A 12,994-nucleotide genomic window follows, 5' to 3' on the forward strand; every position below is an offset into this window, starting at 1 on the left:
AATAGCAAAAAGACGTGGATCAGTGACCTCCACGTCTGATATATCTACAGCCTTTTATGCTGTATTTTGAAGCGAATAATCGGTTGAAAATTAAGAGTTAGAAGGGACTTCAACCTGATCATAACCATTGACAAGTAGCTCTAATTGTCCTGTTGCTGGATCAATAATCATGCCGTGTACAGGAACGCTAGCAGGAAGTAAAGGATGGTTTTTGATAATGTCTACGCTACGCATAACGCCTTCTTTTTCGTTATCAAAACCTTGAAGCCATCTTTTAAGTTTAATCCCTGAATTTTCGAGTGTAGTCAGTACTTCTGGCGCAATTCCGCGTTCATGGATTTTCTCAATCATATGATCTGAGTTCAGTGAAGCCATACCACATCCATGATGACCAACTACGATCACTTCTTCTGCTTTTAATTCGTAAATAGCCACAAGAATACTACGCATTACACTACCAAATGGTTGTGAAATAATAGCACCTGCGTTTTTTAGAATTTTGGCATCACCGTTACGAATATTCATTGCTTTAGGCAATAATTCAGTCAAACGGGTATCCATGCACGTCAAAATGACCAACTTTTTCTCAGGAAAAGGACTGGAAAGATACGCTTCATACTCTTTACTTGTCACGAACTCCTGATTGTGTTGCATAATCGTTGTAATCGAATTCATTGATTATCCTCCTGCTCATCTTACGGATTCATAATAAAAAATTAGGCTAATGCTTTGCGTCCATCAAGAACGCGAATACTTCTACTATAGTACTGAGAAGCACTACTGAGTCTGAGTGAAGAACCTGCATCATCGGTTGATAATGTCAATTCATCATCATCGTAATACGATTCACCACTTTGATGCATGGTGAGTGTTAACACATTGCTTTCGATAACGGTATCTCGTTTGCCAGGCTCATCAATTAAACGAAGTGCCGGGATACCACCTGTACATCCGCAATCTTCATTATCTACGAAAATTCGAATAACAGCTTTGTTATCTCCTATTTTGCGTGCTAAATACTGTTCTGCTTGAGGGGTTACATTTACTTTTACCATTACGATTCACTCCTTAGAAGTTACAGGTATTATGATATGAGCAAAAATGGTTAAATGTATTCTTATAGACCCATAAATCAAAGTGTATAGCACAATCTAATGAATGATGTCTATAATATTTAATTGTGTACCATTGATTATACGTCTAGAAGAACGTATCATCAAGAGGTGTCTTTTTACAAAAATAACAATATTACATGTCATAGCCCAAGTGTTGTGTATGTAAGCAGAGAGGTGAACCCTATTATGGAACAATATGTACAAGATACGTTGACGCAATTCCGGCAATTGGTTCGCAAAATTAGCAGTTATGGTGAAGCGCTCGCATTGATGGGATGGGACTTGCGTACAGGAGCTCCACGTAAAGGTGCAGAGCTACGCGCAGATACGATTGGTGTACTAGCAACAGAACATTTCAAACTGTCTGTATCGAAAGAAATGGGCGGGTATATTGAAATCTTGTCACGTCCAGATGTATTTGAACAATTAGAAGACAATGACAAACGCATTGTACAAGATGTTCGTAAAGAGTATGAACTAAATGAGAAGATTCCACCTGAAAAAATTCAAAAATATTCTAGCTTAACGACTCATGCACAAACGGTATGGGAAGAAGCCAAACATAATGATGATTTTCAAGGCTTTGAGCCATTACTTAGTGAGATTGTAGCAATGAAACGTGATTTTATTGATTACTGGGGTGTGAAAGAAACACGTTATGATACATTGCTCGATATGTATGAGCCTGATTTGACAGTCGCCAAATTAGATGTGGTATTTGATCGATTGAAAGCACGTCTTGTTCCTTTATTGGAAAAAATCAAGCAATCTGCACATCAACCCGACAATGATTTTTTGAAGCAACAGTATGATATTGGTCAACAAGAAAAGATAGGTCATTTGTTGCTTAAAGAAATGGGTTTTGATTTTGATGCAGGACGCTTAGACGAAAGTGTGCATCCTTTTGCTACAGGTCTTAATCCAGGAGATGTACGGATTACAACAAATTATATGCCTGAAGATGTGATGAGTGCGATTTTCAGTTCTCTTCATGAAGGCGGACATGCATTGTACGAGCAAAACATTTCACACGATCTAGCAGGCACTCCATTAGCAACAGGAACATCGATGGGGATTCATGAATCTCAATCCCGTTTCTGGGAAAATGTAGTAGGACGTAGTCGTTCATTCTGGGATCGTTATTATAGTGATCTGCAACAGTTGTTCCCTGAACAGCTTAAAGAAGTATCACTTGATACGTTCTATCGTGCAGCAAACCGTGTAGAAAATACATTGATTCGTATCGAAGCTGACGAGTTAACATACAACCTTCATATCATTATTCGTTATGAAATTGAAAAAATGTTATTTAACGAAGGTCTAGATGTGAAAGATTTGCCTAAAGTATGGAACAGTAAATATCAGGAGTATCTCGGTATTACACCACCTAATGATGCATTAGGCGTATTGCAAGATGTACACTGGTCAGGTGGAGACTTTGGATATTTCGCTTCCTATTCTCTCGGTAATATGTATGCAGCGCAAATGACGCATACCATGCGCAAAGAACTGCCTGACTTTGAAAAGTGGATTGCTGAAGGTAATCTATTGCCGATCAAAGAATGGTTAACAGATAAAATTTATAAATATGGCAAAAGCCGTACTCCTTCCGAATTGATTCAGCAGATTACAGGTGAAGACTTGAACCCGGATTATCTTGCCGACTATTTGGAAGAAAAATATAACGAGATTTATCATTTGCAAACTTCAAATTAATATAGCAAGAAGCTTTCATCTGCGAGTAGTCTAAGCCGATGAAAGCTTTTTGTTTGCTATTTTTTTATCTAATAACAGACGAATATGATATTGTCGAATACCGGTAAATCAAGTAGGATAAAAGCTATACTCAAAAGAGTAAATGAGATTACAAAATACAGATAGAGAAAAAGAAGTGGAGTAGGGAGAGAAAGACGCATGGGTTTTCGCGTGATCAAAACGGCTATTGCGGCATTATTAGCAGTAGTTGCAGCCAGCACTTTAGGAGTTCCAAGTGCAATGTCGGCGGCGTTATTAGCTATACTGGGAGTCGATGTTACACGTAAACGAAGTCTCAAAACGATTTCAGCGCGATTTTTTGCTTCGTTGATCGGAATGATTTGTGCTTTTGTTTTATTTTCATTATTTGGATTTCATCACTGGGTATTTGCCTTATATATTTTAGTGGCGTTTCCTTTGATTACACGGGCTGGGTTTAGTGCAGGTATTGTTACCAGTTCTGTGGTAGTCGTGCATATTTTTAATGGAGCGACGTTAACAGCACATACGATGTTAGTAGAAATTGAACTGTTATTGATCGGTCTAGGATCAGCGGCTATTGTCAATCTGATCTATATGCCTAATCCTCATCAGCGCTTAGATGCAATTCGTAGTGAAGTTAATGAGCTATTGTCTCAAATGTGTGAGCAGATCGCCAAAACGCTTCGCAGTCCTTCTTTTGCTTGGGACGGAAAAGAAGTGATCGAAGCCTATACCAAAGTAGAGCAAGGACTGACCGAATCGAAGCGTGAATTGGAAAATCAGATGTTGCATACCGATGAGTCATGGACGGTCTATTTTTATATGCGAAAACAGCATTTGGATTCGATTCAGAATATGATGCAATTGGTAGCTCAAGTGTATCGTAAAATGCCTCAAGCCGATGCCGCTGCTGAAATGTTCGAACAATTATCCAGAGATGTCAAAACGCCGTATTATACTGGAAAAACCGAACATTTGCTTTTAGCATTGGAAGAAGAATTTCGAAATATGGATTTACCGACAACACGCGAAGAATTTGAAATGCGTTCCGCTATCTTGCAATTATGCAGAGAATTGGGTCAGTACCTAAAAATATCCAAACGTGATAAATTGCGTAACCCCTTGCTAGGTATGGATAATAAGGTAAAATAGAATATAAGTTTAATCATAGAAGCTATCTATATCGTCACACGTTATGATAGCTTTTATGCTAAATTCTTTTCACCAATTTGGAAAAAAGTTAAATTTTATTGACCTTTGGAAGATTATAAATATAAAATGATAACAATTAATAAGAAATGTTTACATTGCGTTAAAGATTGAAGGCGAGGAGGCAATCCAAATTTGAACACAGAATCGGTATTGGAAATCAGAGACCTGACAGTAGCTTTTCGTATCAAAGACGAGTATTACCCTGCTGTCGATCAACTGAACTTAACGATCAACAAAAACGAAGTTTTGGCTATTGTAGGTGAATCGGGTTGCGGTAAAAGTGCCTTGGCACTTTCTCTGACACGACTTCATGATAGCAAAAACACACGTATTGAAGGTGAACTGCTTTTTAAAGGGCAGGATTTGAACACATTGTCACCTGGACAGATGAACAAAATTCGTGGTTCCGAAATTGGAATGATTTTTCAGGACCCATTAACAGCGTTGAATCCTTTGATGACGATCGGCAAACAAATCGAGGAAAATCTCGATTATCATACGTCGCTATCTCGAAAAGAAAAAACAAAGCGTGTTATCGAATTATTGGAAAATGTAAATATTGTTGATCCAAAAAGGGTGTATGCCCAATATCCACATGAGTTATCTGGTGGGATGAGACAGCGGATTATGATAGCGATTGCCATTGCATGTCGCCCTTCATTAATTATCGCTGATGAACCAACAACAGCTCTAGATGTAACGATTCAATCTCAAATTTTGGACTTACTGAAGCAATTGCAAGCTGAAAATGACGCCGGTATTGTTCTTATCACGCATGATCTTGGTGTTGTGGCTGAAATGGCAGACCGTGTCGTTGTGATGTATGCAGGCGAAATTGTAGAAATTGCTGATGTAAACGAGTTATTCAACAATCCCAAACATCCGTATACCCGCTCACTATTGGCTTCAATGCCAGGAGCAAATGTAGGGCAGGAGAGCTTACATGTGATTGAAGGTCGTGTACCTTCATTACAGAATATCCCTCGCGGTTCCTGTCGCTTCTCAGAACGTATTCCTTGGATTCCACAGACGCATCATGCAGAGCATCCTGAGCTGAATGAAGTGGCTCCGCAACATTGGGTGCGTTGTACATGCTATCAGAATTTTCATTTTGAAGATGAAGTGGGAGATGGAAAGGAGATTGTATTGAATGGCATTGCTGGAACTCAATAACCTAAAAGTACATTATCCGATTCGTGGTGGCTTTTTCCAGCGTGTTGTCAGTCATGTCAAAGCAGTAGATGGCTTATCGATTCAGATCGAAGCAGGTAAAACTTACGGGCTTGTCGGTGAATCCGGATGTGGCAAAACAACAACAGGACGCGCAATTATCGGACTCAATAAAATAACAGAAGGAAATGTAACCTTTGAAGGGCAAGATTTAACCAAAATTGCTCACAAAAATCAGCATTCTTTACGCCGGGATATTCAAATGATTTTTCAAGATCCGTATTCTTCGCTAAATGGTAGAAAGCGTGTACTGGATATTATTGCAGAACCACTACGTAATTTTGAAAATTTAACCAAAGAAGAAGAACGTAGACGTGTGCAAGATTTGCTTGAAAAAGTAGGTTTGAATCCAGAAGCGGCTTTTAAATATCCGCATGAATTTTCAGGTGGACAGCGTCAGCGGATCGGTATCGCCAGAGCATTGACGTTGAATCCGAAGCTGATTATTGCAGATGAACCGGTATCTGCTCTGGATGTATCGGTGCAAGCACAAGTGCTTAACTTTATGAAAGAAATCCAGAAAGAATTTAATCTAACCTACTTATTTATCAGTCATGATCTAGGGATTGTACGTCATATGTGTGATGAGATCGGGATTATGTATCGTGGTCGTCTGGTAGAACAGGGGAATACAGAAGATATTTATGAAAATCCACAACATGTGTATACCAAGCGATTGATTTCAGCGATTCCGAATATTGATCCAGGTCAGCGCCAAGCGAGTACACAGGCACGTCAACATATTTTATCTTCATATCAACAAGATCTTAATAATCTCTTAGACCCAGAGGGCAAGCCATTGGCATTGAAGTCGATCAGCTCGTCACATCAAGTCGCATTACCATAGGGGGGAAATTAAATTATGTGGAAATTTACGCTTCGCCGCATTCTGATCATGATTCCCCAATTGTTCGTACTGAGCGTGCTGATCTTCCTCTTAGCTAAAGCAATGCCGGGCGATGCGTTAACGGGTGCTATGCAAGCCAATCCGAATGTGAGTCCACAAGTCTTAGCAGAACAACGGGAAAAATTAGGTCTGAATGATCCAGCATGGCAGCAATATGGACGTTGGGTAGGAAATTTAGTACAAGGGGATCTGGGAAAGTCATATGTACATAAAATTGGCGTTGCTGATCTAATCGGCAGTCGTCTGGCGAATACCTTTTACCTTGGTGTTGCAATTCTGGTCTTAACGTATTTGATTTCGATTCCACTGGGGATTTTGAGTGGTCGCTATCAGAATTCATTATTAGACAAAACGATTACAGGTTATACGTATCTCAGTTTTGCTACACCGCTATTTATATTTGCACTATTAATACTATTCGTGTTTGGATTCCAACTAGGATGGTTCCCAACAAGTGGTAGTGTAGATGTAGGGATAGATCCAGGCTCCGGTTCGTACTATGCGAATAAGTTTTATCATTTGATCTTGCCCGCAATAGCAGGGGCATTAGTAAGTACAACAGCAACGATTCAATACCTTCGTAATGAAGTGATTGATACAAGATTGAAAGATTTTGTGAAAACAGCTCGTTCTAAAGGGGTTCCTGAGTCTAAAGTATATTCAAAACACATTTTGCGTAACTCTTTACTTCCTATCGCTGCTTTTCTTGGTTATGACTTAACAGGCGTATTGGCAGGTAATCTGTTTATTGAATCTATTTTTGGATATCCAGGACTAGGACAGTTATTTTTACAATCCATTACACAACGTGATTATTCTGTAGTTACCATACTGGTTATGCTTTCCGGCTTACTTGCTCTTATCGGTACATTATTGTCGGATATCATTTTAAGTTGGGTTGATCCACGTATTCGGATTGGCTAAGCTGAAGCACATTATACAATCTGGCACGTACCATCAGACATAAGAACGGAGGAAGCCTGTAATGGGAATGAGAGCTCAAACATTTGCACCTGAAGAAACGATTCAAAAATCACCTTCAAGTTGGTCGATTTTAGGTAAAGAATTAATCAAAGATAAAATGGCGATGATTTCCTTAGTCTTTTTAGCATTATTTTTGATTGTTATTTATGGGTCTATATTCTTTATTGATCAAGAAGCTGTGACCAAAGTTGATTTGACCTCCATCAAGGCTCCACCTAGTGCAGATCATTGGTTAGGGACAGATCGAGCAGGTAGTGATATTTTTGGTCAAGTGATGATCGGAGCACGTAATTCGATTACGATTGCGTTTGCAATTACCATTTTTGCTGCTGTTATTGGTCTAAGCATAGGATTAATCGCAGGTTTCTTTGGTGGAATCGTAGATAATATTATTATGCGTTTTATCGATTTTATTCTTGTTCTTCCTTTTTTAATGTTAGTTATCGTATTTGTAACTATTGTACCTAAATATAATATATGGTCATTTATTTTCATTATGACTGCCTTTCTCTGGGTAGGTAAAGCTCGTTTGATTCGAGCCAAAGTACTTGCTGAACGAGAATTGGATTATGTACAAGCCTCCAAAACATTAGGTACGCCAAACTGGAAGATTATCGCTTTTGGTATACTTCCTAACCTGAGTTCAATCGTTATCGTAAATATGACATTGAATCTTGCTGGTAATATCGGGATTGAGACAGGGCTATCTTTCCTCGGATTTGGATTACCTCAAAGTACACCAAGTCTAGGGACGATTGTAAGTAATGCAACAGACCCTGATATTTTGCAAAACTATTGGTGGATGTGGTTACCAGCATCGCTGCTGATTTTGGTTCTTATTCTAGCGATTAACTTTGTCGGTCAAGCCCTCAAGCGTGCGACAGATGCTAGACAGCGATTAGGATAATAAATTTACAGTACGATCATCAAAAGGAGGAAAATTTATGTTGGGAAATACAAAGAAAAAAATCGTATCTATTTTGTTCATTGCATTTGTATTGGTGTTATCTGCTTGTACAAGTGGAAAGTCAACACCAACGGCTCAAGATGCACCAGCAACCAATGAAAGTGTTAAAGAGTCTGGTAAGTTTCCAAAAGCAGCAACAAACACAGCTGCTGCAATTGAAGGTGGAACGATGAATTATGGTTTGATTTCCGATACTCCGTTTGAAGGTATTTTGAATCCTATTTTCTACAGTGGTAACCCGGATTTTGAAGTTATTCAATTCTTCTATCCGTCTTTCTTTGCTACTGATGAGAACTTTGATGTAAAAGATGGCGGAGCTGCTAACATTAGCTTCTCTAACGACAACAAAACAGTTAATGTCAAAATTGATGACAAATTAAACTGGTCTGATGGCAATCCTGTAACAGCAGAAGATTATGCTTTTGCTTTTGAAGTGATTGGTAACAAAGACTATGATGGTGTACGTTATGATACTAGCTTTATGAATATTGTTGGTATGGAAGATTACCATGCAGGTAAAGCAAAAACAATCTCAGGTATCAAAATCGTAAATGATAAAGAAGTACAAATTGACTTTAAAGAAGCAGATCCTTCTGTAAAATCAGGTTTATGGTCTTATCCTTTAGAGAAAAAAGTATTTGGAGATATTCCTGTAGCAGATATGTCTTCTTCTGATCCTGTACGTAAAAACCCTATCGGTTATGGCCCGTACAAAATCAAAGCGATGGTTACAGGTGAGTCTGTACAATTTGAAGCAAATAAAGATTACTTCCACGGTGCACCTAAATTAGCCGGTGTTAATCTAAAAGTAGTGAATCCTAATGTAGTAATTGAATCGTTGAAAAAAGGCGATATTGATTTAGCTTCATTCCCAAACAGTTTGTATGATGGTAAAAATGTTCCGACGAATGTTGAATTCTTAGGTAGACAAGAATTGTCTTATGATTATATTGGTTTCAAACTAGGTAAATTTGATAAAGCTAAAGGCGAAAGCATTATGAATCCAGATGCTAAGATGGCGAATAAAGAATTGCGTCAAGCGATGGGTTATGCTTTGAATAACGAACAAGTAGGTACACAGTTGTATCACGGACTTCGTACACCTGCTACTTCATTGATTATTCCTGCATTTGCACAATATCATGATGATAGCATCAAAGGATATAACTATGATCCTGAGAAAGCAAAACAATTGCTGGATCAAGCAGGTTATGTAGATAAAGATGGCGACGGATTGCGTGAAGATCCTAAAGGTAACAAATTAACAATTAACTATGCAGCTATGAGTGGAGACACTATCTCAGAAGCTCGTGCTCAGTTCTATTTGCAAAATTGGAAAGATGTAGGTCTGAATGTTCAATTGCTAGATGGCCGTCTACAAGAATTTAACTCTTTCTACGATCGTATTGAAAAAGATGATCCAGACATCGATGTGTATGGCGCAGCATGGGGAACAGGTACAGATATTAACCCTGCTGGATTGTATGGTAGTAAAGCTTCATTTAACTACTCTCGCTTCGTAAGTGCAGAGAATGACAAGTTATTAACAGAAGGTGCATCTGCTAAATCATTTGATATGGCGTATCGTAAAGATATTTACAATCAATGGCAGCAGTTGATGATTGACCAAGCACCTGTCATTCCAAGTCTTTACCGTTATGAAGTTCAAGCTGTAAACAAACGTATTAAAAATTATGATATTTCTTATGGTGGTAGCTATGATTCACTAGCTGAAATTGAATTGACTTCGGATAAACCTGAAGTACAACAATAAGAAATGACTGTAAAGTAGAATAAAAGAAGTGCGAACCGTTAACTTGGGGTTCGCACTTCTTTTTTGATCCATAGCACTTTTTAAGCTCTTTCGTTATAATAAAGAGACGAACACGTATTTGCATTTCGAAAAGGGATTGCATATGACAACAAGTATGAGTACGATAATATTTCGATAAAAAACAAGCATGTTACATCTATGCTTAACGATATTCTGGAATGCTTTTTTGGAGGGGAAACATGACTACGTATACACCGATGATGATGCAGTATCTCAAAATAAAAGAACAAGCACAAGATGCTTTTTTATTTTTCCGATTGGGGGATTTTTACGAACTGTTTTTTGATGATGCAATTTTAGCATCTAAAGAATTAGAAATTACACTTACTGGCAAAGCCGCAGGTGCACCTGAACGCATTCCCATGTGCGGTGTTCCTTATCATTCCGCAGAAAATTATATTCATCGTTTAATCGAAAAAGGATACAAAGTCGCGATCTGTGAACAAGTAGAAGAAGCAGGAGCAAGCAAAGGCATTGTGAAACGTGAAATTATTCGTGTCGTGACACCGGGTACGATGATGGAAAGCAAAGGCTTAACCGATAAAGCGAACAACTATATGATCTGTCTGACAGAGCGCGAAGGCAAAATGGCGTTAGCAGCTTGCGATTTGTCTACAGGCGAACTGCATGTGACTTCAGCATTGTCCTCGCAGCAATGGCTACGTGATGAATTAGGTCTATATGAACCATCTGAAATTATTGGACAAATTGATCTTATAGATGAGCCATACCGCCAAGCACTTCAGTTAGGGCGCAAAGTACTCTATACCCCTTGGGACAAAGCACGTGAGGAATTAGCACGTCGTCAATTTGGAGAAGCAGCATGGGCAAGGTTGGATGAAGAGCGCCAATTATGTATTTCGATTCTGATTGGGTACTTGAGTGAAACGCAAAAACGTTCATTAGGACAGCTAACACATATCAGTGCCTATGAACCTGAACATTATATGATTCTTGATCCATTTACACGTCGTAATTTAGAGTTGATCGAGACGGTTCGTGAACGTTCTCGTAAAGGTTCTTTGCTCTGGTTACTTGATCGTACAGAGACACCGATGGGTGGGCGACTGCTTCGTCGTTGGATCGATAAGCCATTGTTATCCCGGAAATTAGTCGAAGAGCGCTTAGAAGCAGTAGAGAAGCTTCATCATGGATTAATTTTGCGTGAAGACTTGCGATCTCAGCTTAAAGGTATTTATGATCTGGAACGGTTAGTAGGACGAATCGCTTTTGGAACAGCCAATGGACGCGATATGTTAGCGTTACGTGATTCACTGGCTCAGATTCCTGAATTGCGTCGTCAATGTACCGATTCTTCTTCTTCGACGCTTCAACAAATCTCGCAATTGATGGATGAATGTACAGACTTAACGGATGCAATCAGTACAGCGATCGTAGACGATCCTCCTGTATCAGTTAAAGATGGAGGCTTGATTCGAGAAGGGTATCATGCTCATCTGGATGAATTGCGCGAAGCTAGTGTAAATGGCAAGCGTTGGATCGCTGAGCTTGAAGCAGCAGAACGATTAGCAACAGGCATCAAATCGCTCAAAATCGGGTATAACAAAATTTTCGGTTATTATATAGAAGTGACACGCTCTAACTTAAATGCTTTACCAGAAGGCAGATACGAGCGCAAACAGACATTAGCCAATGCAGAACGTTATGTTACCCCTGAATTAAAAGCCAAAGAAGCATTGATTCTGGAAGCTCAAGAAAAAATGGTTGATATTGAATATGAATTATTTGCGGATCTGCGAACTCAAGTAGCTAACGAGATTCCACGGTTAAAACAGTTAGCTGAAAAAGTAGCAGAGATTGACGTTTATCAGTCTTTTGCAGCGATTAGTGCAGAACGTGCCTTTGTCAAACCTGTATTAACGGATCGATATGATCTGATTGTGAAAGAAGGTCGCCATCCTGTTGTAGAAGCAGTGATGAATAATACTTCTTTTATATCAAATAGCACCGAAATTACAGAAGACAAAGCGAACATTTTACTGATAACAGGTCCTAATATGGCGGGCAAAAGTACGTATATGCGTCAAGTGGCTTTGGTATCAATTATGGCACAAATCGGATGTTTTGTACCGGCGCAACATGCTGAAATTCCGATGATCGATCGTATTTTCACCCGTATTGGAGCCGCAGATGATCTGATCGGTGGACAAAGTACATTTATGGTCGAAATGGCTGATATTCAAGTGATGACAGAACGAGCGACACCACGAAGTCTGATTATTATTGATGAATTAGGTCGAGGAACATCGACCAGTGAAGGTATGTCGATTGCACAAGCGGTGATTGAATATGTACATCATGAGATTGGATGTAAAGCGCTGGTATCTACTCATTTTCATGAATTAGCGCATCTAGAAGAAACGTTAGAACATTTGCAAAACTTCTCGATGGCAGTGAAAGAAAGCGGAGATAAAGTTCATTTTCTACGTAAACTTGTTCCAGGTGCAGCAAGTACCAGTTATGGTATTTATTGTGCGCAATTAGCAGGTTTGCCGGAAAGTATTATTGATCGCGCCAATGGCATACTGAGTCGGATGGAACAAGCAAGTAGCACAGTTGTAGCCGATCAATCGACTATATCATCAGCAACTAGACCTGCACATACGGAACAGCATCAGACGACGTCTCATTACTCGTCTAACTATAAAGAGTCATCTTCTCCTATTGCTGAAAAGAGTGCTGTGCTTTCGCCAGATACTTCATTTACTGCAATAGATATGCAACAAATAGAAGATCAATATACTAAGCCTACCTCTAAAAATAAAGCACAAGATGTTGTACAGATGTCTATTTTTGGAGATGAAGAAGAAACGACTCAGACGATAATCAAAGAAGACCCTGTAGCCAAACAAATCGTTGAGTTGATTCAAAATACAGACATTATGAATATGACACCTTTACAAGCGATGCAATTGCTAAATGATCTCAAAGTGAAAGCAACCTATTAATGTAATGGAGTAACGATAATGGATAAGAAATGGAATATG

At 39.0% G+C, this 12,994-nt stretch carries 10 protein-coding genes; 8 read left to right on the plus strand and 2 right to left on the minus strand.

Going from position 1 to position 12,994, the window contains the following annotated elements; all coding sequences use genetic code 11:
• Nucleotides 1-90: 90 nt before the first annotated feature.
• The gene (locus RCP16_RS05895; RefSeq protein ID WP_069326019.1) at nucleotides 91-675 is read right to left on the minus strand and encodes a beta-class carbonic anhydrase; all 585 of its coding nucleotides are present in this window, start codon (nucleotides 673-675) and stop codon (nucleotides 91-93) included.
• A gap of 41 nt (nucleotides 676-716) precedes the next feature.
• Nucleotides 717-1,055, minus strand: coding sequence for an iron-sulfur cluster biosynthesis family protein (locus RCP16_RS05900; RefSeq protein ID WP_137221509.1), 339 nt, complete (start codon nucleotides 1,053-1,055; stop codon nucleotides 717-719).
• A 246-nt stretch (nucleotides 1,056-1,301) separates the two neighbouring features.
• Here RCP16_RS05900 and RCP16_RS05905 point away from each other — a divergent pair, with 246 nt between their 5' ends.
• From RCP16_RS05905 to mutS, 8 genes are all read left to right on the plus strand, one after another.
• Nucleotides 1,302-2,831, plus strand: coding sequence for a carboxypeptidase M32 (locus RCP16_RS05905; protein ID WP_308641876.1), 1,530 nt, complete (start codon nucleotides 1,302-1,304; stop codon nucleotides 2,829-2,831).
• Between the two features lie 198 nt (nucleotides 2,832-3,029).
• On the plus strand, nucleotides 3,030-4,004 hold the full coding sequence (locus tag RCP16_RS05910) for an aromatic acid exporter family protein (protein WP_069326016.1): 975 nt from the start codon (nucleotides 3,030-3,032) through the stop codon (nucleotides 4,002-4,004).
• A gap of 192 nt (nucleotides 4,005-4,196) precedes the next feature.
• On the plus strand, nucleotides 4,197-5,237 hold the full coding sequence (locus tag RCP16_RS05915; protein ID WP_069326015.1) for an ABC transporter ATP-binding protein: 1,041 nt from the start codon (nucleotides 4,197-4,199) through the stop codon (nucleotides 5,235-5,237).
• On the plus strand, nucleotides 5,215-6,141 hold the full coding sequence (locus tag RCP16_RS05920; RefSeq protein ID WP_069326014.1) for an ABC transporter ATP-binding protein: 927 nt from the start codon (nucleotides 5,215-5,217) through the stop codon (nucleotides 6,139-6,141). Before RCP16_RS05915 ends, RCP16_RS05920 begins: the two co-directional genes overlap by 23 nt.
• Before the next feature lie 15 nt (nucleotides 6,142-6,156).
• Entirely contained in the window at nucleotides 6,157-7,125 is a 969-nt protein-coding gene (gene opp4B / locus RCP16_RS05925) for an oligopeptide ABC transporter permease (protein ID WP_069326013.1), read from the plus strand.
• Nucleotides 7,126-7,186: 61 nt separating this feature from the next.
• Nucleotides 7,187-8,092: an ABC transporter permease gene (locus RCP16_RS05930; RefSeq protein WP_137221511.1), complete on the plus strand. Its 906-nt coding sequence runs from the start codon at nucleotides 7,187-7,189 to the stop codon at nucleotides 8,090-8,092.
• A 37-nt stretch (nucleotides 8,093-8,129) separates the two neighbouring features.
• Nucleotides 8,130-9,926, plus strand: a complete 1,797-nt coding sequence (gene opp4A / locus RCP16_RS05935; RefSeq protein ID WP_069326012.1) for an oligopeptide ABC transporter substrate-binding protein — start codon at nucleotides 8,130-8,132, stop codon at nucleotides 9,924-9,926.
• A gap of 239 nt (nucleotides 9,927-10,165) precedes the next feature.
• Nucleotides 10,166-12,955: a DNA mismatch repair protein MutS gene (gene mutS, locus RCP16_RS05940; RefSeq protein ID WP_308641877.1), complete on the plus strand. Its 2,790-nt coding sequence runs from the start codon at nucleotides 10,166-10,168 to the stop codon at nucleotides 12,953-12,955.
• The last annotated feature ends 39 nt before the right edge of the window (nucleotides 12,956-12,994 follow it).

The sequence above is a fragment of the Paenibacillus nuruki genome (assembly GCF_963311185.1).
In the GTDB taxonomy this organism is placed as follows: Bacteria; Bacillota; Bacilli; order Paenibacillales; family Paenibacillaceae; genus Saccharibacillus; species Saccharibacillus nuruki.

What these genes read in the sequence shown, in the direction of transcription:
- RCP16_RS05895 (WP_069326019.1), bottom strand. Translation starts at nt 675, where the DNA reads ATGAATTCGATTACAACGATTATGCAACACAATCAGGAGTTCGTGACA.
- RCP16_RS05900 (WP_137221509.1), bottom strand. Translation starts at nt 1,055, where the DNA reads ATGGTAAAAGTAAATGTAACCCCTCAAGCAGAACAGTATTTAGCACGC.
- RCP16_RS05905 (WP_308641876.1), top strand. Translation starts at nt 1,302, where the DNA reads ATGGAACAATATGTACAAGATACGTTGACGCAATTCCGGCAATTGGTT.
- RCP16_RS05910 (WP_069326016.1), top strand. Translation starts at nt 3,030, where the DNA reads ATGGGTTTTCGCGTGATCAAAACGGCTATTGCGGCATTATTAGCAGTA.
- RCP16_RS05920 (WP_069326014.1), top strand. Translation starts at nt 5,215, where the DNA reads ATGGCATTGCTGGAACTCAATAACCTAAAAGTACATTATCCGATTCGT.
- opp4B (WP_069326013.1), top strand. Translation starts at nt 6,157, where the DNA reads ATGTGGAAATTTACGCTTCGCCGCATTCTGATCATGATTCCCCAATTG.
- RCP16_RS05930 (WP_137221511.1), top strand. Translation starts at nt 7,187, where the DNA reads ATGGGAATGAGAGCTCAAACATTTGCACCTGAAGAAACGATTCAAAAA.
- opp4A (WP_069326012.1), top strand. Translation starts at nt 8,130, where the DNA reads ATGTTGGGAAATACAAAGAAAAAAATCGTATCTATTTTGTTCATTGCA.
- mutS (WP_308641877.1), top strand. Translation starts at nt 10,166, where the DNA reads ATGACTACGTATACACCGATGATGATGCAGTATCTCAAAATAAAAGAA.